This is a genomic window from Micromonospora sp. NPDC003197, from assembly GCF_053590565.1.
In genome coordinates this window covers 209,978-233,872 of sequence record NZ_JBSFTE010000009.1, presented here as the reverse complement: position 1 = coordinate 233,872, position 23,895 = coordinate 209,978, and the positions used below count along the sequence as shown (strand labels likewise).

The following is a 23,895-nucleotide window of genomic DNA, read 5'->3' as shown; positions in this document are numbered from 1 at the left end:
GTGAAGGCGAGGCCGGCGATGCCGAGGGCGGTCTTGCGCAGGGTGATGGTGTTCATGGTGGTGTTCCTTTCGTTCCGGGGGTGTGCGGCACGCGCACCACACACGGGGGGTGTGTGGGGTGCCGCGAACAAAGGGAAAGAAGAAGCAAGTAAAAGGGGGGACCTGCCGGGGTCGGTGCGACCTGCTCGGTGTCCCGGGGGATGTAACGCTCGGGGTGGGCCGGCTATTTCCGCCGGCCGGGTTGCCGGAGTGTTGGACGCGCGCCGGGGGGCGGCTGTCCGGGGGGTCCGGGGTGGCTTCCCGAGGCGGCCCGGGTGGGGTGCTGCTCCGGGCGTCGGTGGGTTCAACGCCTGGGGGTGGGGGGTCATTCCGCGGATCCGGACACCCAGCACCGTCGATCATGGGGAGTCCGGGGACGCTCGGCCATGAATCGGACATCGAGTCGGATCCTGGCCTCGCCAGGGCGCTGCGCTGATGGCGCCCAGATGGTGGCAAGCTGTTCGACATGATCGATTCGGATCCGAAGGCTGATCTTCGCCTGTATCTGCAAGCTGCTCGGGACGCATTGGTGTGGAAGTTGGAGGGGCTCTCGGAGTACGACATTCGCCGCCCACTGACCCCAACCGGCACGAACCTGCTGGGAGTGGTGAAGCACGTCGCCTTGACGGAGGCGGGGTACCTGGGGGAGACGTTCGGCCGTCCACTCGACTCGCCGCTGACCGGGCTTGAAGTCGGTGCGGAGCCTAATGCGGAAATGTGGGCCACTCTCGACGAGTCCCGTGAGCTGATCGTCGACTTCTATCGGCGGGTGTGGGCACACTCCGACGCGACGATCGAGGATTTTGCGCTCGACGCGGTCGTTCGCGTCCCCTGGTGGCCCGAAGACCGCAACGAAGTGACCTTGCACCGCGTTCTGATACATATGATCGCGGAGACCGAGCGCCATGCGGGGCACGCGGACATCGTCCGGGAGCTCATTGATGGAGCTGTGGGGCTGCGGGCTGGAAACGAGAACCTGCCGTCGGGAGACCAGGGCTGGTGGCGGGAGTTCCACAGCCGCGTGCAGCAGGTGGCGGAAGAGGCCCGCGACCGCTGACCCCAGGATGTCGCGAGCCCATTGACGAGGGCTCCGTTGCATGCTGATACTTGGAAGCGCTCCCATCGACGGTGGTTGTCGTACCTGCCACGCTCGGCCGGTCCACCCGCGGTACCGGCCGAGGTCACCCATCCGTCTGCGGAGGAGACCTCATGATCGACAGAACGACCCATCCGGGGAGAGGCCGTCGCCGTACCCTCGTTGGGCTTCTCACGGCCACGGCCCTGGCGATGATCGCCGGGGCCGTGGTGCCGGCCCTCGCCGATTCCGCCGCTACCACCCTCAAGGACCTGGCTGCGGCAAAGGGTAAGGACATCGGCTTTGCCCTCGACCCGAACCGCCTGTCGGAGTCTGCCTACCGCAACATCGCCGACACCGAGTTCAACCTGGTCGTCGCCGAGAACGCGATGAAGTGGGACGCCACCGAGCCCGCGCGGGGCTCGTTCAACTGGAGTGGTGCCGACCAGGTGGCGAACTACGCCACCAGCGGCGGCAAGAAACTGTACGGCCACACCCTGGTCTGGCACTCGCAACTGCCTGGCTGGGTCAGCAACCTGTCGTCGCCAGCCGAATTGCGTACCGCGATGGTCGACCACATCAACGCGGTGGCCGGGCGTTATCGCGGCCAGGTGACCGCCTGGGACGTGGTCAACGAGGCGTTCAACGACGACGGGTCCCGCCGGAGTTCGGTGTTCCAGCAGCGGCTCGGTGACGGCTACATCGAGGAGGCGTTCCGGGCCGCCCGAGCCGCCGACCCGACCGCCAAACTGTGCATCAACGACTACAGCACCGACGGGATCAACAACAAGAGCACCGCGATCTACCAGTTGGTCCAGGACTTCAAGGCGCGAGGTGTCCCGATCGACTGTGTCGGCTTCCAGGCGCACCTGATCGTCGGCCAGGTGCCGTCCAACATGCAGCAGAACCTCCAGCGCTTCGCCGACCTGGGGGTCGACGTACGCGTCACCGAGTTGGACATCCGGATGCAGACTCCGGCCGACGCTACCAAGCTGGCCAACCAGGCCGCCGACTACCGACGAGTGTTCCAGGCGTGCCTGGCGGTGGCCCGGTGTGCTGGCGTCACGGTCTGGGGCATCACCGACCGCTACTCCTGGGTGCCCGACACCTTCCCCGGTCAAGGGGCGGCATTGATCTGGGACGACAACTACCAGCGGAAGCCGGCGTACGACGCGGTGACCGAGGCGCTCGGCGGAATCGTGACGCCAACCCCAACGGTTACCTCACCCACCACCCCGCCGCCGGCCGGCGGCTGTCGGGTCAATTACACGCCCAACACGTGGAACACCGGTTTCACGGCCAACGTGACCATCGCCAACCTCGGCACGACGAGCATCAACGGCTGGACCCTGACCTTCGGCTTCACCGCTGGACAGCAGGTCACCTCGGGCTGGAATGCGACCGTGACGCAGTCCGGCGGGCAGGTTACCGCCCGCAACATGAGCTGGAACGGCACGATAGCGCCGAACGGTTCGCAGAGCTTCGGCTTCCAGGGGACGCACAGCGGCACCAACCCGTTGCCCACGTCGTACGCCCTGAACGGCAACCCCTGCACCATCGGCTGAGCTGATCGCACGTCTGGCGAGTGCGGGTGGGGGATCCGGGTACGGGTTCCCCACCCGCTTGCTTGGATCAGCGGCGCTGCCGCCGGTCGGTCGTCTCAGCTGGAATTCCGTGGAAGCCGGATCGACGCGTGACTAGCCTGCTCTGATGAGCATCGGCATGGAGGCGGCGGTCGAGGCTCTCTACCAGGTCTTCGCGCGTTATCCACTGATCGAGTCCGTGGCCTACTGCGACCACTGTGTCGATCCGGAGCAGGTGGCGGATCTCCATCACACGCCCCTGCGCCGTCTCACCGACAAACAGCTCGGCCCGCTGCTGTTCAACTCCATGACGACCTGGGGCGACCAGCGCTACCTGAACCACTTCCTGCCCCGACTCCTGGAACTGGTCGCGAGTGGCGACATGAACGAATGGAGCTACCCGTCGTTTCTGCCCTACCGGATTGGTGGCCTGTGGCGGTCGGCTGTCGACGACGAGCGGCGTGCGATCGGCGACTTCGTAGCAGCGTGGTGGCAGCAGGCCACATCGACCTATCCCGGCATGTGTGATCCGAGCGAGGTGCTCGACACCATTGCTGAATGCGGCCGAAGCGTCACGCCCTATCTGGTCGGATGGCCGGTAGCGGCTGGGGAACCGGCAGCACGCCAGCTTGCCGACCTGGTCCAGGATCTTCTGGGCTCCGCGCGGCGAGCGGGCGACTTCTGGCGCGAGGTCGACCAGTGGCTCGCGGGGTCGATTCCCTCGGACGTGCTCGCGGCCGCAATCGTGGCCACCGGAAGTCCTGACGTGGCGCAGGAGTTGAGTGACGCCTACGAACACCTGGCTTGCTGGCGGGAGTGGCGAGCGGCCACCCCTGACGAGCACTGAATCGCGTACGTGCATTTGGCGCAAAAGACCACCATGACGGATGGTATTCGGACGATAGCGCGCGGTAGTTTTCTGGGCGTATCGAGTGCCGCAGAACGATCGAGGTAACGGTGGGCTCGTTGCCTTGGCGTCGCTGCCTCGGACAAAGCTCCATCCACTTTGCTCTGACTCAGGGCTGGCCCTACCGAGAAGGACACCCCGATGACCTCGACGGTACCGATCCCCCAGGGAATACCCCTCCAACGTCTCCAGCCGTTCGATCCGCCAACCGATCTCACCGCGCTGCGTGAGGAGCGGCCGGTCAGTCGCATGATCTATCCCGACGGGCACGAGGGCTGGCTGGTGACCGGCTACGACGCGGCCCGGGCGGTGCTGGCGGACGTCCGGTTCAGCTCCCGTCGAGAACTGATCCGGTCACCCATCTCGCTGGATGTGCCGCCGCAGCGCCTGGAACCGGCACCACCGGGGGCCATGATCGTCACTGACCCGCCGACACACACCCGCTACCGTCGGCTGCTCATGGGGCAGTTCACCGTCCGACGAATGAACCAGCTCACTCCACGCATCCAGCAGATCACCGACGACCACCTGGGCGCGATGCGCAAGGAAGGGCCACCGGCGGACCTGGTGCGATCCTTCGCGTTGCCCATCCCGTCCCTGGTGATCTGCGAACTGCTCGGTGTGCCGTACGAGGCCCGGGACGAATTCCAGCGCGACTCCGCCGTACTGTTCGATCTGCACATCAAGGCCGAGCAGCGCCAGGCCGCGGCCACCAAGCTGGAGCGGTTTCTCCAGGATCTGGTGGAACACAAGCGGGTGGAGCCGGGAGACGACCTGCTCGGCGGGCTGGTCACCGGTAGCGACCTGACCGACGAGGAACTGACGAACATCGGGCTGCTGCTGCTCGTCGCCGGCCACGAGACCACCGCCAACATGCTTGCCCTCGGCACGTTCGCGCTGCTACAGCATCCGGAACAAATGGCGGCGTTGCGGGCCGAGCCGGAACTGGCCGTCAACGCGGTCGAGGAACTGCTGCGCTATCTGAGCATCATCCACATCGGGCCGATGCGCGCCGCGACCGAGGACGTCGAGATCGAGGGCGAGCTGATCCGGGCCGGAGAGTCGGTCACCGTGTCAGTGCCCGGAGCCAACTGGGATCCGGCGCGGTTCCCCGAGCCGGAGCAGCTCGACATCACCCGGCGCGCCATCGGCCATCTCTCCTTCGGGCACGGCGTACACCAGTGCCTCGGGCAGCAGTTGGCCCGGGTGGAGATGCGGATCGCCTACCCGGCACTACTGCGCGAGTTTCCCACGCTGCGGCTGGCCGTGCCGGCCCGGGAGGTTCCGCTGCGGACCGACATGGCCATCTACGGCGTGCACCGACTTCCGGTCACCTGGTAGGCGCGGAATGTTCGTCGAGGCGAACCCCGAGCGATGTTGCGGTGCGGGGATGTGTGCCCTCACCGCACCCGAAGTCTTCGGCCAGGACGAGGAGGCCGGGACGGTGCTGGTGCTGACCTCGCAGCCGAACGTCGAACACTGGGAGGCGGTGCGGAACGCCGTACAGCTGTGTCCCTCCGGTGCGATCCGGACTGTCACGAGCAGAGCCGACGCACAGCCGAGCTGACGGTGTGTTTCGGCAGGTCACTGCGGATCGCGCCAGCTGCGGTCGCGGTCACTGCGGATCGCGCCAGCCGGTGAGCTGCCCGTCCCGGCCGTCGAACGCGTCCCGGATCCGGCGGGCCCAGACGTACGCCATCGGCAGGTAGTCGAACTCGTACGCCGGGCCCATCCGGTCGGCCAGATCGGCGAACTTGGCCAACTCCACCAGGGCGGCGACCGGCCGGGCGGTCCGCCACGCGTCCAGCAGCGTGCCCGGTGCGGCGAACTTCCGCCAGCCGTCCAGATAGGCGGTGACCTGCCGGCGGGCATCCTGCTCGCCGGCCGAGTGCAGCCAGCCGGCGAGGTCGAACAGCGGGTGCGAGACGGTGGCGAAACTCCAGTCGAACAGCAGCGGACCGTCCGGCCGATCGGCGGCGTTGTGCTGGTGGAAGTCCCCATGTACGAGGGTGAGCGGAAAGTCGAAATCCTCCAGTTCGGCGCACTGGTCCTGTAACCACATGCCGATTCTGGTCAACTGTCCCCGGTCCGGTGTGCCGGCGCGTTGCCACAGGTCGGGCCGCCGAATTAGTGCCGGCACCCGATCGGCGAGGTCGTCGAGACCGATCTGCGGGCAGCCGACCTCCCGTAACCGCCGAACCTGGTCGACCGAACCGACCTGGATCCGGGCCAGCATCCGCACGGCACCGATCGCATCCCGTACCGGTGGTTGGGCGTCGAAGTCGGCGGTGAGCCACCAGCCGTCGTCGGGAGAGTGGGCGAGCAGCTCGGGCACCGCCCTCGGCCACGAATCCGCGAGATGCCTGATGAGCTGCGGCTCGTGGGCCAGGTGCGGCAGCACCGCCTTCAGGAACACTCGCCCCTCGGAGGTCGGGGCACAGAGTACGGCGGAGGTCGTCCAGTGCCGGATCTGGGTGACCGGGCCGGTACGCCGGCTGCCTCGGTCGGTCAACGCCGTGTCGATCCAGTCGACCGCCCGGGTGAACCAGCCCGACCGGTACCACGGTGGCCGAGTCGTGGGCGCGGGGCGTGCCGTCCAGTCGGGGACGGTCGGGCCAGCGAAGGCGGTCGGGTCGTACCAGCCGTAACCGCCGGTCGGCTCACCGTCGACCGGCTCCGCCACGAACACCGTGGCGTCGAGTGGTTCGAGCAGGGCCACGACGAGGCCGGTCTCGGCGGCGACCGCGGCCGGTAACTGGCTGCTCGGTGGCGGCCAACTGCTGGACAGCCGGATGCGGGGCAGAGCCGCACCGGATCCGTACGGTCTGCCGAGGACCTTTCCGGCGGCGGTGATGATCACCTCCAGTTCCAGTCCGCCATCCACTGCGGCACCGGGGGTGGTCACGCCTGCCGCCCGTCAACTGTGCCGCTGGACACCAGCGTCCGCGATTCGGCCGACGGGGTGGTGTCCCGGTGCCGGTCCTGAAGGGCCTGCACACCGATGAGGTCGTCGGGCAGGGCGTCCGGGGTGGCCGTGTCGAACCGGGCCACCGCGGGAATCCGCGAGGCGACGAGGACGAGTACGGCGATGGCCAGCCCGGCGAGCACGTAGACGAAGGCGATTCCCCGACCCTCGCCGACCCCGATCACCTTGCCGACGGTGTCGGCGAGCGCTCCGCCGGGCATCAGCATGGGCTCGAAGAACGCGCTCGCGCTCGGGGCCAGTACGGCGAAGCCAAACGGCAGGGTGGACCACGAGATCATCTGGTTGAGCGCGGCGGCCCGACCGTGGTAGCGCTGCGGGATCTTCACCTGCACGATCGCCCGGTAGATGCCGGTGGTCAGGGTCAGGCCGGCCGCGATGCCACAGGCTCCGATCGCCACCGTGACCAGGTCCGGACGGAGCCCGACCAGGATGGCGGAAAGGGCGATCATGAGGACGGCCAGGAGTACCCCGTGCATCGGCCGGCGGGCCGGGCCACCCCAGATCGCCACCAGCATCCCGGCGAGGGTGGCACCCACACCGCTGACCACGGAGACGGTGGCCGCCTGGTCCAGGCTTCCGAACGACAGCACCAGCGGGTTGGTCAGGATCAGGGCCGGGGCGAGGAAGAGGTTCAGCACCAGGAAGAAGATCAGCATTGCCCGGAAGTTGCGGTGGCCCCAGGAGAACCGGAAGCCGTTGGCGATCTCGGCGAGCATCGTTTCCCGTCGATGCCAGCCCATCATCGCCGGCCAGCGGACGACGGCGGTGACGCCGATGGCGACGGTGTAGCTGACGATGTCCAGGATCAGGATGCCGTCCAGGCCGATGCTGTTCAGCAGGCTCGCGGCGACCAGCGGCACGAGCAGCGTACCGAAGCTGTTCACCAGCTCGACCACGCCGATGGCGTGCCGTAGGTAGTGCTTTGGCACGAGTTGCGGCACGGAGGCGACGTACGCCAGGCGTTGGAAGCTTGCGGCCACCGACAGTGCGACCATCAGGCCGTAGAGGTGCCAGAGTTGCAGGGTGTCGGTCCACAGCAGGATGCCGAGCCCGAGCTGGATGGTGAACGCGGCGGCGCTGGCCGCCAGCAGCACCAGCTTCCGGTTGGACCGGTCCACCACCGCACCGGCCAGCGGGGCCACCACCAGACCCGGCAACATGCCCAGGGTGACGAAGAGGGCGAGTTGTGCCACCGAGCCGTAGGTCAGATAGATCCAGATCGGGATCGCCCACGAGGTGAACGTGGAGCCGATCAGGGAAACAAGCTGGCCACTGGCGACTCCGAGGAACCGGCGCATGCTCGGTACGGCGGCCCGTCGCCGCCGGGTGCCCGGTGGCGGGTCCGTGGGCTCGTCCCGGTCACTTCGGTGTACGCCATGCAGCCACCAGGGACTCTCCGGGCCCCGGGCGGCTCGGGTCAGTGCCGCGCCGTCGTCCTCCGCCAGCGCATGGTGGGTGTTCGTGACGATCTCTGCCACCTCGGTGGCCCGGTAGCGGTTGAAGTAGTGGCCGCCCTCGTCCAGCACCACCAACGCGCAGGTGTCGGAGAGGAAGTCCCACTCGCGGTAGCGCTCCTCGTAGTGGTCGGTGGCCGGGTCCTGTTCCCCGATGACCGAGATGACCGGAGCGCTGATCTTCGGAATCCGTCGGTCGAGCAGGCCACCGTAGTAGCTCTCCGCGCTGCGGGTGTCGTGCCGCATGTTGCGGATGATCCGGTTGACCTCGTCGAGGCCCAGGTCCTCGATGTCGACGCCCCGGCCGATCAGCCGGTTGATGAAGGTGCGGTTGCTGCGCAGCGACTCCATCTCGGCGAAGCGCGACAATCCGCTGAGGATCCCCTTGGGCCGGGCGAACGGGAAGATGCCGCCGATGTACACGGCCGTCAGCTCCCGTCCGGCCTGCTCCAGCCGTCGGGCCACCTCGACGACGGTGGCGCTACCGATGCCGCAGTGGCCGTACAAAGCCAGCGGCCCCGACACGTCCCGCAGGATCTCGGCGACGATACCGGCGACAAGATCGTCGAACTCCATCGCGTCCTGAGAGCCGCCGGCCTCCTCGTTGTGGATGGCCACCGAGTAGAGCCGGTGCCCGGGTGGCATCGCCTCGGCCAGGGCCTGGTAGACCGCTGCGCTGCCACCGCCGTACGGGACGCAGACCAGGGACAGCACGTGCTGGTCGTCGCGTACCGGCCGGGTCAGCTGGTGCAGCAGTCGGGCCGGTCGGTCGGCGTCGGCCGGTTCGTCGAGCAGCCGGGCGAGTTCCCGGACCGTCCGGCAGCGGAACAGGTCCATCAGGGCGATCGAGCCGCCTGCGCCACTGGCCTCCAGACTGGCCCGGATGCGGGTGACGACCCGGGTGGCGAGCAGCGAGTGCCCGCCGATGTCGAAGAAGTCGTCGTCGATGCCGACCCGGTCGAGGTTCAGCAGCTCGGCCCAGATCCCAGCGATCAACCGTTCGCGCTCGGTACGCGGCTCGGTGAACTCCTGCTCCGACTGCTGGGTCACGTCCGGGTCCGGCAGGGCCCGATGGTCCAGCTTGCCGTTCGGGGTGAGCGGGAACGCGTCGAGCACCACGAACGCGGCCGGCACCATGTAGTCTGCCAGGCTCTGCCCGACCTGCTCCCGCAGCCGGGCCGGGGTCAGTCGGGCACCGGGGTCGGCCGGTACGACGTAGGCGACCAGCCGACGGTCGCCGCTGGCGTCCTCGTTGACCAGCACCGCCGCGGACCGTACCTCGGGGCTGCGGTGCAGGGCCGCCTCGATCTCGCCGAGTTCGATCCGGTAGCCACGGATCTTCACCTGCCGGTCCACCCGGCCCAGGTATTCCAGGGTTCCGTCGGCAGACCAGCGCACCCGGTCGCCGGTGCGGTACATCCGGGCCCCGGGGATCCCACTGAACGGCTCCGGCAGGAACCGCTCCGCAGTCAACGCCGACCGGTTGAGGTAGCCCCGGGCGAGCCCGGCCCCGGCCACGTACAACTCGCCGGGCACCCCGGCCGGCACCGGGTTGAGGTGCCGGTCCAGCACGTAGGCCCGCAGGTCGTCCAGGGGCCGGCCGATCGGCGAGGAGACATTCCGGCGTACGTCGCGGCGGCGGATCCGCCCGGCGGTGACGTGCACCGTCGTCTCGGTGATGCCGTACATGTTGACCAGGGCCGGCTTCTGGTCGCCGTACTGGCTCATCCAGTGCCGCAGGTCGCGCAGGTGCAGCGCGTCGCCGCCGAAGACAACGGTCCGCACGTCGAGGTCGGCGAAGGAGCGATCGGTTTCGGTGAGGGTGGCCCGCAGCCCCCGGAACGCCGCCGGGGTCTGGTTGAGCACGGTCACCCGCTGCTCGCGCAGCACGTCCAGCAGCCGCTCCTGGTCCCGGATCGCGTCGGTGGGCACGATGACGAGTCGCCCGCCGTACGCCAGGGCACCCCAGATCTCCCAGACGGAGAAGTCGAAGGCGTACGAGTGCAGCATCGCCCAGACGTCGTTCTCGTCGAAGTCGAAGTGCGCCTCGGTGGCGGTGAGTAGCCGTACCACCTGCCGGTGTTCGACCAGCACTCCCTTCGGGGTGCCGGTGGAACCCGACGTGTAGATGACGTAGGCCAGGTTCTCCGGGGTGACCGTCGGGCCGGTCGCGGCTGGTGGTGCAGCGGCGGTCGGCTCGGCTGGCCCGGTCGGCTCGTCCGGCTCCTCGTCGTCCAGGCAGACGACCTGCCCGGTGTAGGCGGGCAGCCGGTCCCGCAACTCCCGGTCGGTGATCAGGACCGGTGCCCCGGTGTCGGTGAGGATGAACTCCAACCGCTCCCGGGGATAGGCCAGGTTCAGCGGGACGTACGCCCCACCGGCCTTGAGTACGCCGAGGATCGCTTCGACGGTCGCCACGCTCGGTTGCAGGTGCAGGGCGACCAGCGTGTCCGGTCCCACGCCGAGCCGCCGCAGCCGGTGGGCCAACCGGTCGGCGCGCCGGTCGAGTTCGGCGTAGCTGACCTCCGTGTCGCCGAAGACCAGCGCGACGGCATCCGGCCGGCGGCGCGCCTGCGCCTCGAACAACTCGGGCAGGGTCTGCTCGACCGGGAACCGTGCCGTGCCCCCAGCCCACTGCTCCAGCACCGTCGACCGGTCGGAGTCGGTGAGCAGACCGAGGTCGCGCAGCGGTGCGTCGGGGCGGGCGGTCACGGTCTGCAGCAGGTGTGTGAGGTGCCGGCTCATCCGCTCGACGGTCGCGCCGTCGAAGAGGGCCGTGTTGTAGATGAACTCGCAGTAGAACTGGCCGGAGCTGGTCTCGACGACGAGCAGTTCCAGGTCGAACCGGGTGGCCGACAGGTCGAGGATCTCCCAGCGGGCGGCCAGTCCGTCCGGATCGGCACCGGCGGCGTGATCGCGCATCTGGTAGTTCTGTAGCGCGAAGGTGGCCTGGAACAGCGGCGACCGGCTGACGTCCCGGGCGACGCCCAGCTCCGCCACCAGCTGCTCGAACTGGACCCGCTGGTGGCTGAGGCCGTCGAGGACCGTCTGCCGGGTCCGGCCGAGTAGTTGGCCGAAGGAGTCCTTGTCGTCGTCCAGTTGGGCCCGCATCGGCAGCATGTTGACGAACATGCCGACCAGCCCCTCCAGCTCCGGATGGTCCCGGCCGGCCACCGGCGAACCGACCGCGAAGTCGGTCTGGTCGCTGTAGCGGCCCAACAGCAGCTGGTACGCCGCCAGCAGGGTCATGTAGCGCGTCGCGTCGTGCCGCCGGGCCAGTTCGGTCACGGCGGCGGCGAGCGGGGCGTCGATCTCGAACCGGTGGGTCGCGCCGTCGAAGCGCTGGGTCGGCGGCCGGGGTCGATCGGTGGGCAGTTCCAGGGCGGGCACCCCGACGAGTTGATCGGTCCAGTACCTCAGCCCGCGCTCGACACTCGGCTGGTCACGCTGCCAGTGGGCATAGTCGCTGTACTGCACCGAAAGTGGAGACCAGGTCGGCTCGGCCTCCGCCTGCCGGGCTCGGTACGCAGTCAGCAGGTCACCGACCAGCACGTCGATGGACCAGCCGTCACTGACGATGTGATGGGTCTCCAGTGACAGCAGGTGGGCCTGCTCGCCGTAGTTGACGAGCTGGGCTCGGACCAGCGGCCCGGCGGCGAGGTCGAACGGGCTGCCCGCCTCGATCCGGGCCAGGTCCAGCGCCTGCTGTCGACCGTCGGCGGGATCGTCGGCGGTCACGCTGGCCAGCCGCAGCGGTACGGAGAGCGTCTCGGTCACCACCACGGCCGGTTGGCCGTCCTCGACCGGCGGAAAGCTCATCCGCAGGCTCTCGTGTCGGGCGGCCAGGTCGTCGAGGGCTTTTTGGAGCACGGCGGGGTCGACCGGGCCGTCGAGCCAGACCGCGACCGATATGTGGTAGGCGGCCCCACCGGTGCCCAGCTGCTCCACGAACCAGAGGCGCTCCTGGGCGTACGACAGCGTCCGGGGGACGTCCACTGGCCGGGGACCGATCCGGGACGCGGATTCGGCCCGGGGCCGTAGCAGCCGGTCGAGGAGAGCCTGCTTGGTCGCGGATAGCCGGACGTCCTGGGTGCCCGAATCCGGGGCTACGGACATTCGTGGTTACCTTTCCTGGGCGGCGAGTAGTGCGGCAGCCTCGTCCTCGGAAAGCTGGTCGAGCTGGGCGATGAGTAGCTGTTCGACCTCGGCGGCCAGTTCGGCCACTGTGGGGTGGACGAAGAGCAGGTGAATCGGCAGGTCGAGGTCGAGGGTGTCGGCCAGCCGGGCCATCACCCGACCGGCCAACAGGGAGTGTCCGCCCAGGTCGAAGAAGCTGGTGTGGACGTCGACGGTGTCGATGCCGAGCACCGCCGCCCAGGCGTCGGCCACCAGCTCCTCGGCGGTGGTCCGGGCGGTGGTGGGGGCGGCGGCTGGCCCGTTCGCCTCGGTCGGGGTGGGCAGCGCGGCGGTGTCCAGCTTGCCGCTGGGCAGCATCGGCAGGGCGGCCAGCCCGATGATGGCGGCCGGCACGATGGCCGCCGGTAGTACCGTGCGCAGGGCCGATCGCAGTTCGGCCGGCTCGGCACTACCGACGACGTAAGCCACCAGGCGCTTGTCACCGGTACGGTCCGGCTGGGCCACGACCGCGGCCTCGCGTACGCCTGGTTGGGCGTGCAGGGCCGCTTCGATCTCGCCGAGTTCGACCCGGACACCGTTGACCTTCACCTGCCGGTCGACGCGTTCGAGGAACTCCAAGGTGCCGTCGGGACGCCAGCGGCAGCGGTCCCCGGTGCGGTAGAGCCGGGAGCCGGGCGGGCCGTACGGGTTGGGGACGAAGGAGGCTGCCGTGTGCGCCGCCCGCCGCAGGTAGCCCCGGCCGAGCGGGACACCACCGATGTGCAGGTGTCCGGGCACCCCGACCGGGGTGTGCTCGCCGTCGTCGTCGAGGACGTGGAACGTGGCGTCGACCATCGGGCCGCCGAGCGGCACCGCCCCGGCCACCCGGGTCTCGGGTGCCACGGTGTACGCCGACACGGCGATGGTGGCCTCGGTCGGCCCGTACAGGTTGTGCAGCGGCACCGGCAGTACGGCGTGCAGCGCAACCGCCAGATCCCCGGTGAGCTGCTCGCCGATGCAGGTCACGTTGCGGATGTGCCGGCAGTTGGCCAGGCCAGGGTGCGCCACCAGGTGCCGGAGCACGGTGGGTACGCAGGAGAGCAGCGTGACCTCTTCCCGGCGGGCGGTCTCGAACAGTTGGGTCGGGTTCAGCGCCCCCTCGGGCGGCGCGATCACCAGGGTCGCCCCGGCGATCAGGCCGGGGTAGACCTCCTGCCCGAAGACGTCGAAGTTGGGGGAGGTCAGCACCAGGAGTCGGTCTTCGGCGGTGACACCCACCTGGTCGACGAACCAGGTGGCGTGCGCGGCGAGTGCGCGGTGCGCGACCATCGCCCCCTTGGGCTGGCCGGTCGAGCCGGAGGTGTGGATGACGTAGGCCAGCCCGAGCGGATGGGGGCGAACCGGTTCCTGGGCCTCCTCGGATTCGCCGTCGGTGTACGGATCGGCCTGGTCCGTGCAGACGATGGTGTGCGTACTTGAGGGCAGGGTGCCCCGGAGTCGCTCCGTGGTAACCACCACCGACGTGGCAGCATCGGACATCAGGTAGGTCAGTCGCTGCGCGGGCTGGGCGGGGTCCAGTGGCACGTACGCCGCACCGGCCTTGAGCACCGCGAGCATCGCGACCACCACCTCGGCCGAGCGGGGCAGGGCGATGCCGACGAGCTGTTCCGCCCCGGCACCGAGGCTACGAAGACGCTGCGCCAGTTGGTCGGTGCGCCGGTCCAACTCGGCGTACGTGATCGAGGCCCCGCCGTCGCGGATGGCGACCGCCTCCGGACGCCGTGCGGCCTGGCTGCGGAACAGTTCGACGATGTCGGGACCGGATGTCCCGGTCGGGCCGGTGGCCCACTCCGTTGCCACCAGTTGTCGTTCCGCCCCGGTCAGCACCGGCAGCGCGGACAACACAGTGTCCGGGCTGGCGAGCGCGCCGTCGAGCAGGTGCAGATAGCGCTGCACGAGAAGCTCGGCGCTACGGGCGTCGAACAGGTCGCGGCGGTATTCCAGCCGTCCCCTGTCTTCGGTCAGCTCCAGCAGGAGTTCCTCGTGCGCCACTCCGTTGCTGGTGCTCAGACCGACATTGCCCAAATAGTTGAAGCCGAGCTGGTAGAGCGGTTGCACCCCGGCGGTCCGGGGCGGGGCCATCGCCTCCACCAGGAGGGGCAGGGGAAGCGCCTGGTGTTCCAGGGCGGCCAGCATGGTGTCCCGGACCCGTTCGACGAGTTGACCGAAGGTGGGGTCGCCGGCCAGGTCGATCCGGAGTACGACGGTGTTGACGAACATGCCGATCATCGGGTTGAGTTCGGGCCGCTCCCGTCCGCTGACCGGGAGTCCCACCAGGATCGTCGGATCGCCGGAGAGCCGGTGCAGCAGCGCTGTGTAGCCGGCAAGCAGCACCATCGCTGGGCTTGCCCGGTGCTGCGCGCCGAATGGGGCGATCCTGTCCTGTAGCCCGTCGGGCATGGGAAAGGGTAGATCCGTGCCAGGTCGGTGTGGGTCCGCGGTGCGCGGACGATCAGTGGGTACGCCGTGCACCGATGGTGCCCCGGCGAGCCGATCCCGCCAGTAGGTGAAATCGGCGTCGAGCGCCCCACTCTGAATCTGCTGCTGCTGCCAAGCTGCGAAGTCGGCGTACTGGATTTCCAGCGGGGGCAGTACTGCGGCGCGTCTCTCGACGGCCGCCTGGCACAGCTCCGTGATCTCCGCGACGAGGATGGAATGCGAGTTGCCGTCGAAGATGGTGTGGTGGGCGACGAACAGCAGCGTCTGCCGATCTCGCCAGCGGATCAGCCGGGCTCGCCACAGGGGAGCCCGGTCGAGGACGAACGGCTCGGCCAGTTCGGCGGTTTCCACCGTGATGAACTCGTGGCTCCGATCCGCATCCGGCAGGGCGGACAGGTCCAGTATCGGCAGTTCGACCGGTACCTCGGTGTGTACGACCTGGGTCAGGGCCCCGTCGTGCGTACGGATGGTGGTGCGTAGCGGCTCGTGTCGGTGGACGAGTTCGGCCAGGGCCGAGCGGACGATCTCCGGATCGAGGTCGCCAGGAAGATGGACGATGCTGCGCAGGTTGTAGGCGGCGGCTTCGGTGCCCATCTGGCTGGCCAGCCAGATCCACTCCTGGGCGGAGGACGCCGGGAATGTGTACTCGCCGGACCCTGGCGCCACGTTTCCTCCCCATGGTGCAGACACCGCTGTCGCGGGTGTCGGTAGCGGGTTGATGCTAGTCGCGCATCTACCGGCGCCCCTCGGTTGAACCTCTATATATAAATGTCTAGTTGACCATGTCCGGTGGCGGCCCGGGTCTCCAGCATGGGCCAGCTGACCAGTCTGTCCACCGTCTCGGTTTTCCCTCCTAAGAGGACTGCCAACCCAGATGTGTCTAATTAGGACGAATTGCGGGCGCCGCCCCTGTCCTCGCCCCGCCCGCCCGTGGCTGTCCATATTGTAGGACTTGCGTTCCAACAACTGGGATAACTGAAAGACCTTGGAGGATAACGGCCGTTCCGAGGGCCATCTGGCTCCAAGATCTCCCATACGGTCAGCCGTGGCCCGGGTTTGCCTTCGTTCAAGACTGTGCTCCGAACGTTTCGCGGGCCGAACGAATCGATTGCATCGCGGACCGCTCATCCGGTAGGACGTGGTGTGGGGGATCGAGCATGACGGACATGCCCTTATCCAGGTACTGGCGGCCGAAGGATCTCTTCGAGTGCTTTTTGAATGAGATGCCAGAGGAACGGTTGGTCACTGGTATGTGGCCGGATAGCCTCAGGGTGGGTGAAGGTCACGCCAGCACCGGTAAGCAGCTCGACATGCCGAGCGTAGGCGGGGTGCTGGATGAGCGTCGACTTGGCGTAGGGGGAGGCCAGGATCGGTAGCCCGAGGCCGAGCGCTTCGTTGAGGATGCCTAGAGCCAAGCTGTCGCTGATGCCGGTAGCCCATTTGTTGATTGTGTTGAAGGTAGCTGGTGCGACGACGACGGCATCTGCCTTCGGCAGGGGATCGACGTCGTCGGGGCGTCTGAATTCGCACCGAACCGGGTATCCGGTCTGCTCCGCAATAATCTTGCGGTCGATCCACGTTGCTGCTGTTGGTGTGGCTATCACGCATACGATCCAGCCATCGTCCATCATCAGTTTGATTAGCTCGTCGACCTGGAGTGCTGGAGGAGCGGCGCAAACCACGAGGTAGAGGACCGGTTGTACGGGACTAGTGCTCATGGTTAGCCGAGGAGGCCGGCGCGCTGGGCCATTGGCCGGAGACCAGGGGTGACGCTTTGACGTTCCCGGCCGAGGAGGTCGGCAAGTAGGGCCCGGCTGCGAATGTTGAACCTCAGGATCTCTGGGGCGATGCGCTCGGCTTCCATCAGGTGCAGCACCGCGACCGCGCTTTCTTCTTGCCTCTCGGCGGTGGCTGTGGCGAGATCGAGATGGACTTGGGCTCGCCGACCGAGTAGAGCCGCGGGCAGATGAGAGGTGTCCAGGCTAGCGCCGATACGGATTGCCTGGTCTGGCTCGCCAGCTTGCACCGCAGCGGACAAGGTATGGATGGCAACGTTGGTCGGGCCAAAGCCGGTCCACAGGCGGTTTTGATCTGCCCCCAGTTCGGAGGCGAGGTGGCCTGCGTGAACCAGGTGTTTTCCTGTCTCCTTCGTCTGGGCTTGCCGGGCGGCGATGAGTGCTGCGAGAAGAAGCAGCGCCCCGGTTGCGGACGTGAGGTCAGGGTTGCTGGCCCGGCCCTTGAGTAGGAGCTTTTCGATGCTGAGGTGGACCACTTGCTCAGCCTGGCCGATTCTTCCTGGGAGCCGTAAGAGGGCGCATGCTGCTTGGTACGCAGCCATCGCGTTCAGTGCCTGGTCATCTACGAGTCGGGCGACGGTGGCAGCCCGATCGGCGGTGAGAAGAGCGGTCTCCCCGTCACCGGCCTTGCAGGCGAGCTTGGAGGCAGCGAGGTAGGCGGTGGCGAGGATCTTAAGAGCGGCGACCTGTTGCGATCGTGGTCCTCCTTCGGCGAGAACGGTCGCGCCGGCAAGAACCTCTGGCACTTGCTCTGCCGCAGTTTGATAGCTTGCCCGCTGGTAGAGGTCATGTATTCGTGCTGCCTCCCGCTCCGCAACGACGATCGAAGCTTCAGTCAGAGCTAGGCGCTCCGGCAGGTAGTTCGAGAGGAATGCGCGCAAGCCCGCCAGCGCTCCGGCGTCGGCGTTGGGTGTCAGAGGAGTTGTCGTCGTTGGGAGCGACCGATGCGTTACCTCGGTATGTCCGCTCTTTACCTCGCGATGCTGCTCCTCGGGGAGTTTGAACCAGAGTAGGTGGGCGGGGATGTGGAGGAGTTGGGCCCAGTGGATGAGGCGGTCGAGGTGAATCATGGGTGGGCTGTTTTCGGCTCGGCTGAGTTGGGCTTGGGTGATGCCGAGCCAGCGGGCGACGAGGTCTTGGGGTAGGGCGAGTCGACCGTGGTATGGGTGGTAGCGGTAGGCGCGGACGACTTTGCCGAGGTGGCGTTCGTGTAGGGCTTGGCGGACGGGTTCGTGGTCCCAGAAGGTCGCTGGTAGTGCGGGTGGCTTGGTGAGCCGGTCGCGTTCGGCGGTGTGGCAGGGTGCGCAGCGTCCGCTGTCGTTGTCGCGGGCCAGGCGGGCTCCGCAGCGGGGGCAGGTGTTTTGTCGTGCCGGCGTCCTCGCCATGGTGGGGCGGCTCCGTCCGTTGTGGTCAGCCAATGAACCTATCCATTCAACACGCTGTGCTGAAGATCGTTATACGCGTTGCGCATGCCGTGCATGCGTACGGTGATGGCGGTGACCAGGGGCGTGCGGTAAGTGCTGGTGTGCCGTCCGGGTGTAGTAGGCCAGGTGGAGGCAGTCTTCGTCCGTTCAGGATTGCCAGGTAGGGTGCATACCGGGCACGGCGAGCTAGCGTACGAAGGGTCTGTGAGTGAAAATCACAATTACTGTTTGTGATATCTGTCAGGACCCGGGTCAGCCGGTGCGCAGCTATCGGGTCGTGTCCGATGGGCGCAGTACTGAGACCGAGCGCTGCCAGGAGCACGCCGCGCCGCTCGAAGCGCTGTTCGGTGTCGAAGAACCGTCGGTCCGGCCAGCGGGACGACGCCGGTATCAGGGGCCGGCGGTGGACGAGATCGAGGCGCGCCGGTCCCGGCGGGTGGTCGGCGACTGAACCCTGGTGCGAGGTCCTGGATTTCAAGGTGCTCTGATCATCACCAATGATCTTGCGACTACGCTGGCCTGACCTAGTTTCCGTGCGGCGGCGGCGTTGCCGCGGTGTGTGGGGACAACAACTGCTCGGTCAAGGTGGCCAGCCGATCGGCGTCGCCCGGGTCGAGGGTCTTCAATGATGGGTTGACGGGCTTGCCCCGGTCGATCGCGGTAAGTGCGGCGCGCGGGGGATGGTCGATGAACTCGACGATGGGCCGGATCGAGGTCTCCACCGGTCGTGCGGCAAACCGGGCGAGCAGCCGGATGATTCCGCGTTGCAGCGGGCTGAGGACGGAGAGGTCACCGCTGCGGGTAAAGCCGGGGTGGTACATGACATACGCGGCCTTACCTGCTGCTCGCTGAGCGAACGCGACACCGAGTAGATCGTTCGCCCGTCCGGCCTGAAGCTGCGCGCGGACGGTGCTGTACCGGCGTTCGAGTTGCAGGTCGTCCCAGTGGATCGCGCCAGCGGTGTTACCAACGCCGGCCACGCTGATAATCACTGGAGCTGTGCTGGCGTCCATCGGCGTGCGCAGTCGCCGGCTGAGCAGGTAACGGCTCAGGTAGTACAGGCCGAAGGTGTACTCCAGCCCGTCGACCGTCTCCTGTCGTTTCGGGCTCTGTCGGTTGGCGCAGAACACCAACGCGTCGATGACTGGATGGTGGTGTGCGATGTCGGCGGCGACCCGTTCGACCTCGGCGATGGAGCTGAGATCGGCCCGCAGGAACCGCAGTTGGCCAACCGCCCCCGTCCGGCCCGCCTCCTCGGCAAGCGCGCGGCCCTTGGCCTTGTTACTGCCGATGACGACCACCGTGTCACCGCGTCTGAGCCGGGCCAGCGCGGTGGCCCGGCCCATCCCGTCCGTTCCCCCGGTAATGACAATCGTCTTTGGCTGCTGGCCGCGCATGTGCTCTTCCGGTCGTTGCGTGATCATGCGCCAATCATCTGTAACCTTGGGACGGCCGGGAAGGAGGCAGTTTGATGTTCGGTACGAACACCCATGTGCCCTCGGTCGTGGGCGCGCCACTTCCCATCCCGGTGCCATCCAAGGAGTACGACGCCTGTCCCGTCACCGACGTACTGCGCCGCGTCGGCGACAGGTGGACCCTGCTGATCCTGATCTTGCTGGGCCGCAGACCGCACCGCTTCAACGAACTGCACCGTTCCGTCGAAGGCATCAGCCAACGGATGCTTACCCGCACGCTGCGCGCGCTGGAACGTGACGGACTGGCCGCCCGCACGGTGTATCCGACCATTCCACCGAGCGTCGAGTACGACCTGACGCCACTCGGCCGCACTCTCCTTAATCCGTTATCCGCGCTTGCCGCCTGGGCGGTAGACCACGGCGCAGAGATCGCCACCGCACGCGACCGCTTTGGCGCTCACTCGTCGCCGCCGTCGGAACAGCTCGGCTTGGCCCAGCCAACGGAGTCCTCCAGTGACATCGGGCCGTAGCGCAGAGGCAGCACCGAGGCCGAGGTGACCAGACTGCTTGGCCTCGGTGCCACCAAGACGGATGTGGGCCAAGGCTCATACCGAAATTGGGTGGTCATGGCAGACCCCGAGGGCAACAAGTTCTGCGTCCTACGCACCTTGGCGCCGCAGAACGCCACCCGTCGGGCAGTTTGATCCATGTCTGACTCAGTCGGACTGTCAGCGCCATGGCCTCCTCCTCCCCCCCGCCAGGCCGCCCGGCTGCGCTGGACGCAGCGCACGATCGCGGCGCGGTCGTAGCAGCGGACATCGACCTCGGTTGTCTCCAGTGAGAGGTAGGCGAATTCAGTGTGTCGGTCGATCCACTGCCGCTTGTCCAGCAGGTAGCCGCGCTCGCCGATAGACGTGAAGTCATCCGCCAGCAGGGTGTTCAAGCAGTCGGTATCGGCGTGCAACTCAGCATCATCGAAAGCCTGCTGGAGTGCGCGGATGTCGGTTGTCATGTAGTTCCCCTGGCACAGTGGCGTCGCCGGACGGGTGACTTTCAAAGAAAATGCCGATGGCAGTGTGTTTCACATCGTGACGACCAGCTTGCCGGTCGTGTGTAGGCGGACGAAGTCGACGCATGCTTGAGCACCCTCGTCGAGGGTGTAGCGGCGGCCGATCGTGGCGGGCAGTTCGCCACGGACCGCCAGTTCACCGACCTCGCGCATCCCACCGAAGGCACCGTCCATGTCCAGCACGAACTGCAAGCTGACGTCATAGCGCCCGATCCACTTCTGCTGCGGTACCGGGTAGGTGATCGTGAGGACGCGTCCGCCTGGGCGGATCGCGCTGGCAACTCCGGCGAGGCGGTCACTCGGCAGGGTCAGGTTCAACGCGACGTCCACGTCGGAGGGATACTCGGATTCCGCGTACCCGATGGTCTTGTCGGCACCGAGAGCTCGCAGGAGGTCGGCATCAGCGGCGGTCGTGGTGGCAATCACCCGCGCCTTTGCGCTGGCGAGCAGCGGAACCACGGTGGTGCCGACGCCGCCGGTAGCGCCGACGACCAAGACAGTTTCACCCGGCTGCACCTTGGCGGTGGCCATCAGCGCCCGTGCGGTCAGGCCGATGGTGGGCAGGGCCGCTGCCTGCTCGATGTCGAGTCCGGCTGGGCGGTGCGCCAGAAACGGGGTGTCAGCCTCGAAAACCGCGTACTCGGCCAGCGAACCGGTGCTCAGCGACGGCCGGGTCGTACCGGCCATTACATGTAGCGCCCGCGGCACGGCCTGGCCGAAGATCTCGTCGCCCACCTGATAGGCCGTCACGCCAGCGCCGATTTCGCTGACGGTGCCAGCGAAGTCGTTGCCGGGAACGTGCGGAAACCCCAGCGGTACGGTGTCGCGGAAGTCGCCGCTGGGCAGTCGGACGTCCGCCGGGTTGATCGAGGCGGCGGCGATCCGGACCTGGATCTGTCCCGGCCCGGGCCGGGGCACCGGCACGTCGGTCACCGTGTACTCCTCGGGTGGTCCATAGCCGGTTACGACAACTGCCTTCATTGCGTTTCCTCCATTAAGCGGACCGCGCGGTCATGTTCTCGACGGCAAGCTAGCAATAAGCGGACCGGGCGGTCAACTTGCTAGGGTGGGGGACATGACCTCGACCCGTCCGTTGCGTGCCGACGCCGCCCGCAACCGGCGGCTGCTGCTGGCGGCGGCTGCGGACGAGTTCGCAGAGCGGGGGCTGGATGCCTCGGTCGCCGACATCGCCCGCCGGGCTGGTGTCGGGAAGGGCACCGTGTTTCGTCATTTCGCCACGAAGGACGACCTGATCGCCGCGATCGTTCTCGACCGGATCGACGAACTCAACGCGGTCGGCGAAAGACTGCTCAAAGCGGCGGATCCCGGCGCCGCGATGCTGGAGTTTCTCACCGTCGCAGCGCATCAGCGGCAGCAACGCGACCTGTCGTTCCTGCAGGGGGCCGGCGAGACCGCGGAGGTCACCAGGGTTCGCACCCAGATGTTCCAGACCGTGCATGCGCTGGTCGACCGAGCCCGTGAGCACGGCGCTGTCCGGGCCGACGTCACCGGCGCGGACCTCATCCTGCTGATGTGTGCGCCGAACTATGTCACCAGCTACGTCCCAGACGCCTCGCCCGACCTGTGGCGGCGCTACCTCGCCATCATCTTCGACGGCCTACGCCCAGAAGGTGCCCACCCGCTGCCCCACCCACCGCCGGCGGCTCCTTGATGTCACGAAACAGTGTCTGACCGTCCATGCCTCTGGAGGGCACTCGACTGAACGCCAGAGCAGGCATGCGGCACGGTCACGGCGAGCGCTCGGCGCCTGACAGAATGAGCGCCAGCACTGGGCGGATCGAGGCTGCGGAGCGTGGTGCCCAATGGGACGGAAGTTCACGATCCAGGGCGTCGAGTTCGATCTTGAGGATATTGTCGCGGCGCACTTCCATCGTGGCTACACCGGTGGCCTGCTCGACCTGCGGACCGCAGACGGCGAAGAGCACACCTTCGACCTGTACACCCGCGACTCGGCCGAAGACTTCCAGGCGTACGCGATTCTCAGATATGAGTCGAACTGCTACACCGAGTCGTGGGCTCGTGGTGTAGGCCCCGGCGCGGGGTCGGCCGACATCGAGGCGTGATACGGCGGCGACGTTGATCGGGTACGGCGGGCCGGAGTGCCAGGTGGGCAGCACCGACCCGCAGAACGGATACGCCTCAGCTGCCCCAGATGGCGGTGGCCCACTCCGGGTGGTCGATGAACGGGTTGCGGTTGTGCTGCCACTGGTCGTAGATGACCTGGTTGCGGCGCTTCTCGAAGGTGTCCGGCGGGTCCATCTGGTGCCACTGCATCAGCACCGACTGCCGGCCGTGGTACGGCGCGCTGCCGTTGTTGACGAGCTGGTTCATCTCCAGGTTCGGCCAGCCGTCGTTGCCTTCGTACCGGATCGTCATATACATGATCATGCGGGCGACGTCGCCCTTGACCGCGTCGCGTGGTTCCCACGAGTCGCTGTCCGTGTAGTTGCCGGGTGCCTCGGAGACCGGGGAGCCGCCGTTGTCGAAGTCCTTGTTGCCGCGTTCGGCGTTGACCGAGACGTCGGTCGGCCGCAGGTGGTGGACGTCGGTGCCGGGGCCGGTGGCGGTGCCGAAGTCACCGTGCGACTTGGCCCAGACGTGCTCGCGGTTCCAGTCGTTGGGGTTGCCGCCGTTGCTCGTCTTGCTCTGTGAGCGTCCGGTGTAGAGCAGGATGACGTTGCTCGAGTTGTTCGGGTCTTCGTCCGTGCTCTTCAACGCATCCCAGACCTGGGCGTAGGAGAGCTTCGTCTGCACCTTGATGATGCCGTTCAGCGCGGTGCGGAGGTCCGTCCCGGTCTTGCCGATCGCGTTGCGGTAGTAGGTCGAGTCGTACCCACCGTCCGGGGGAGTGGTCGGCGTCGAAGTTGGCGTGGGTGCCGGCGTGGTGGGCGTCGGCGTGGGGGAGCCCAGGTTCATCGCCGTCGGGTTCTTCTGCCCGGCATGGGAGAAGTACGCCGTCAGCGTGCCGGTGACGGTGACCTGCTGGCCCATCAGGTCGGGGTTGGACAGCAGTCCGAAGGTGCTCCGGTAGGCGGAGGTGATCTGGACGTACAGCATCTTTGCTGTGCTGGTCTCGGTCGCCACGTCGGCGATGGCGATCGCCGTGTCCCCGGTGAAACCGGTCTTGAGGACGGTGTTCGTGGCCGTCGGTTGCCCGACGACGTAGCCGGCCACTGTGGCCGAGCTGCCGTTCTGGGTGCTGATCGCCTGCGCCACGGTCAGGCTGGTCGCCGCCGACGCCGTCACCGCCACCGTCGAGAGGCCCACTCCGAGGGCAACGGTGAGGGCTATCGCCAGTTGCCGGGGGCCGAACCAGGCGGCCTTTTTCCTGTTCATGGATGGCGATCGTAGTCTAACTGTCGGAAACAAGACAGAAGTTCGTCCATCGCACCTTCGGCGTGGGCGCGGACGCCGTCCTGCCGAATTGAACCCTTTCTCTGGCTATCGGCTGCTCGTCGATGGTAAAAAACTTGCACTGTGGCACCCTCATGCAAAACTTTCCCCCAAGTGA

At 67.4% G+C, this 23,895-nt stretch carries 18 protein-coding genes; 9 read left to right on the top strand and 9 right to left on the bottom strand.

Translation table 11 applies throughout. The features are described 5' to 3' along the window. Nucleotides 1-505 precede the first annotated feature (505 nt). The 5 genes from ACWDV4_RS13110 (at nucleotide 506) to ACWDV4_RS13090 (ending at nucleotide 5,171) form a co-directional block, all read left to right on the top strand. Nucleotides 506-1,096 (top strand): DinB family protein, encoded by a 591-nt coding sequence (locus tag ACWDV4_RS13110; RefSeq protein WP_449977753.1) that lies wholly within the window; start codon nucleotides 506-508, stop codon nucleotides 1,094-1,096. Between the two features lie 152 nt (nucleotides 1,097-1,248). Beyond that, the gene (locus ACWDV4_RS13105) at nucleotides 1,249-2,679 is read left to right on the top strand and encodes an endo-1,4-beta-xylanase (RefSeq protein WP_449977750.1); all 1,431 of its coding nucleotides are present in this window, start codon (nucleotides 1,249-1,251) and stop codon (nucleotides 2,677-2,679) included. 145 nt (nucleotides 2,680-2,824) lie between these two features. Beyond that, nucleotides 2,825-3,544 (top strand): hypothetical protein, encoded by a 720-nt coding sequence (locus tag ACWDV4_RS13100; RefSeq protein WP_449977748.1) that lies wholly within the window; start codon nucleotides 2,825-2,827, stop codon nucleotides 3,542-3,544. 201 nt (nucleotides 3,545-3,745) lie between these two features. Further along, a complete protein-coding gene (locus ACWDV4_RS13095) occupies nucleotides 3,746-4,945 on the top strand; it encodes a cytochrome P450 (protein WP_449977745.1) in 1,200 nt (399 codons plus the stop codon). A 7-nt stretch (nucleotides 4,946-4,952) separates the two neighbouring features. Further along, nucleotides 4,953-5,171: a ferredoxin gene (locus tag ACWDV4_RS13090; RefSeq protein ID WP_449977742.1), complete on the top strand. Its 219-nt coding sequence runs from the start codon at nucleotides 4,953-4,955 to the stop codon at nucleotides 5,169-5,171. 48 nt (nucleotides 5,172-5,219) lie between these two features. Here the strand turns inward: ACWDV4_RS13090 and ACWDV4_RS13085 are convergent, their stop codons facing one another. The 5 genes from ACWDV4_RS13085 to ACWDV4_RS13065 form a co-directional block, all read right to left on the bottom strand. After that, on the bottom strand, nucleotides 5,220-6,509 hold the full coding sequence (locus tag ACWDV4_RS13085; protein WP_449977740.1) for a phosphotransferase family protein: 1,290 nt from the start codon (nucleotides 6,507-6,509) through the stop codon (nucleotides 5,220-5,222). Further along, nucleotides 6,506-12,160, bottom strand: a complete 5,655-nt coding sequence (locus tag ACWDV4_RS13080; protein WP_449977737.1) for an amino acid adenylation domain-containing protein — start codon at nucleotides 12,158-12,160, stop codon at nucleotides 6,506-6,508. Before ACWDV4_RS13080 ends, ACWDV4_RS13085 begins: the two co-directional genes overlap by 4 nt. Before the next feature lie 6 nt (nucleotides 12,161-12,166). Continuing rightward, nucleotides 12,167-15,325, bottom strand: coding sequence for a non-ribosomal peptide synthetase (locus ACWDV4_RS13075; protein WP_449977735.1), 3,159 nt, complete (start codon nucleotides 15,323-15,325; stop codon nucleotides 12,167-12,169). Between the two features lie 506 nt (nucleotides 15,326-15,831). Further along, a complete protein-coding gene (locus tag ACWDV4_RS13070) occupies nucleotides 15,832-16,377 on the bottom strand; it encodes a flavoprotein (RefSeq protein WP_449977732.1) in 546 nt (181 codons plus the stop codon). Nucleotides 16,378-16,379: 2 nt separating this feature from the next. Continuing rightward, nucleotides 16,380-17,525: a hypothetical protein gene (locus tag ACWDV4_RS13065; RefSeq protein ID WP_449977729.1), complete on the bottom strand. Its 1,146-nt coding sequence runs from the start codon at nucleotides 17,523-17,525 to the stop codon at nucleotides 16,380-16,382. A 613-nt stretch (nucleotides 17,526-18,138) separates the two neighbouring features. Between ACWDV4_RS13065 and ACWDV4_RS13060 the strand changes: the two genes are divergently transcribed. Further along, complete coding sequence (locus tag ACWDV4_RS13060; protein ID WP_449977727.1) at nucleotides 18,139-18,330, top strand: hypothetical protein; 192 nt, start codon at nucleotides 18,139-18,141, stop codon at nucleotides 18,328-18,330. A 73-nt stretch (nucleotides 18,331-18,403) separates the two neighbouring features. On the opposite strand, the gene ACWDV4_RS13055 is transcribed toward ACWDV4_RS13060, so the two are convergent. After that, nucleotides 18,404-19,303, bottom strand: coding sequence for an SDR family NAD(P)-dependent oxidoreductase (locus ACWDV4_RS13055; protein ID WP_449977724.1), 900 nt, complete (start codon nucleotides 19,301-19,303; stop codon nucleotides 18,404-18,406). Nucleotides 19,304-19,350: 47 nt separating this feature from the next. On the opposite strand from ACWDV4_RS13055, the gene ACWDV4_RS13050 reads away from it, so the two are divergent. Further along, on the top strand, nucleotides 19,351-19,824 hold the full coding sequence (locus tag ACWDV4_RS13050) for a winged helix-turn-helix transcriptional regulator (protein ID WP_449977721.1): 474 nt from the start codon (nucleotides 19,351-19,353) through the stop codon (nucleotides 19,822-19,824). Here the strand turns inward: ACWDV4_RS13050 and ACWDV4_RS13045 are convergent. Both ACWDV4_RS13045 and ACWDV4_RS13040 read right to left on the bottom strand, forming a co-directional pair. Then, the gene (locus ACWDV4_RS13045) at nucleotides 19,752-20,306 is read right to left on the bottom strand and encodes a nuclear transport factor 2 family protein (protein ID WP_449977718.1); all 555 of its coding nucleotides are present in this window, start codon (nucleotides 20,304-20,306) and stop codon (nucleotides 19,752-19,754) included. The two genes, ACWDV4_RS13050 and ACWDV4_RS13045, sit on opposite strands and share 73 nt — an antisense overlap. Nucleotides 20,307-20,375: 69 nt before the next feature. Beyond that, nucleotides 20,376-21,344 carry an NADP-dependent oxidoreductase gene (locus ACWDV4_RS13040; protein WP_449977715.1) on the bottom strand — a complete coding sequence of 323 codons (969 nt, stop codon included), beginning with the start codon at nucleotides 21,342-21,344 and terminating at the stop codon, nucleotides 20,376-20,378. Nucleotides 21,345-21,438: 94 nt separating this feature from the next. Here ACWDV4_RS13040 and ACWDV4_RS13035 point away from each other — a divergent pair, with 94 nt between their 5' ends. Together ACWDV4_RS13035 and ACWDV4_RS13030 are read left to right on the top strand one after the other, a co-directional pair. Continuing rightward, complete coding sequence (locus tag ACWDV4_RS13035; protein WP_449977712.1) at nucleotides 21,439-22,035, top strand: TetR/AcrR family transcriptional regulator; 597 nt, start codon at nucleotides 21,439-21,441, stop codon at nucleotides 22,033-22,035. Between the two features lie 151 nt (nucleotides 22,036-22,186). Next, the gene (locus ACWDV4_RS13030; RefSeq protein ID WP_449977709.1) at nucleotides 22,187-22,447 is read left to right on the top strand and encodes a hypothetical protein; all 261 of its coding nucleotides are present in this window, start codon (nucleotides 22,187-22,189) and stop codon (nucleotides 22,445-22,447) included. Nucleotides 22,448-22,523: 76 nt separating this feature from the next. Here the strand turns inward: ACWDV4_RS13030 and ACWDV4_RS13025 are convergent, their stop codons facing one another. Then, nucleotides 22,524-23,720 (bottom strand): endonuclease, encoded by a 1,197-nt coding sequence (locus tag ACWDV4_RS13025; protein WP_449977706.1) that lies wholly within the window; start codon nucleotides 23,718-23,720, stop codon nucleotides 22,524-22,526. Nucleotides 23,721-23,895: the final 175 nt, after the last annotated feature.

Excerpts from the sequence above, each read along its gene's own strand:
- ACWDV4_RS13070 (WP_449977732.1), bottom strand. The coding sequence starts at position 16,377 with ATGAGCACTAGTCCCGTACAACCGGTCCTCTACCTCGTGGTTTGCGCC.
- ACWDV4_RS13100 (WP_449977748.1), top strand. The coding sequence starts at position 2,825 with ATGAGCATCGGCATGGAGGCGGCGGTCGAGGCTCTCTACCAGGTCTTC.
- ACWDV4_RS13090 (WP_449977742.1), top strand. The coding sequence starts at position 4,953 with ATGTTCGTCGAGGCGAACCCCGAGCGATGTTGCGGTGCGGGGATGTGT.
- ACWDV4_RS13045 (WP_449977718.1), bottom strand. The coding sequence starts at position 20,306 with ATGACAACCGACATCCGCGCACTCCAGCAGGCTTTCGATGATGCTGAG.
- ACWDV4_RS13040 (WP_449977715.1), bottom strand. The coding sequence starts at position 21,344 with ATGAAGGCAGTTGTCGTAACCGGCTATGGACCACCCGAGGAGTACACG.
- ACWDV4_RS13055 (WP_449977724.1), bottom strand. The coding sequence starts at position 19,303 with ATGATCACGCAACGACCGGAAGAGCACATGCGCGGCCAGCAGCCAAAG.
- ACWDV4_RS13105 (WP_449977750.1), top strand. The coding sequence starts at position 1,249 with ATGATCGACAGAACGACCCATCCGGGGAGAGGCCGTCGCCGTACCCTC.
- ACWDV4_RS13050 (WP_449977721.1), top strand. The coding sequence starts at position 19,351 with ATGTTCGGTACGAACACCCATGTGCCCTCGGTCGTGGGCGCGCCACTT.
- ACWDV4_RS13030 (WP_449977709.1), top strand. The coding sequence starts at position 22,187 with ATGGGACGGAAGTTCACGATCCAGGGCGTCGAGTTCGATCTTGAGGAT.
- ACWDV4_RS13080 (WP_449977737.1), bottom strand. The coding sequence starts at position 12,160 with ATGTCCGTAGCCCCGGATTCGGGCACCCAGGACGTCCGGCTATCCGCG.
- ACWDV4_RS13065 (WP_449977729.1), bottom strand. The coding sequence starts at position 17,525 with ATGATTCACCTCGACCGCCTCATCCACTGGGCCCAACTCCTCCACATC.
- ACWDV4_RS13025 (WP_449977706.1), bottom strand. The coding sequence starts at position 23,720 with ATGAACAGGAAAAAGGCCGCCTGGTTCGGCCCCCGGCAACTGGCGATA.
- ACWDV4_RS13035 (WP_449977712.1), top strand. The coding sequence starts at position 21,439 with ATGACCTCGACCCGTCCGTTGCGTGCCGACGCCGCCCGCAACCGGCGG.
- ACWDV4_RS13095 (WP_449977745.1), top strand. The coding sequence starts at position 3,746 with ATGACCTCGACGGTACCGATCCCCCAGGGAATACCCCTCCAACGTCTC.
- ACWDV4_RS13110 (WP_449977753.1), top strand. The coding sequence starts at position 506 with ATGATCGATTCGGATCCGAAGGCTGATCTTCGCCTGTATCTGCAAGCT.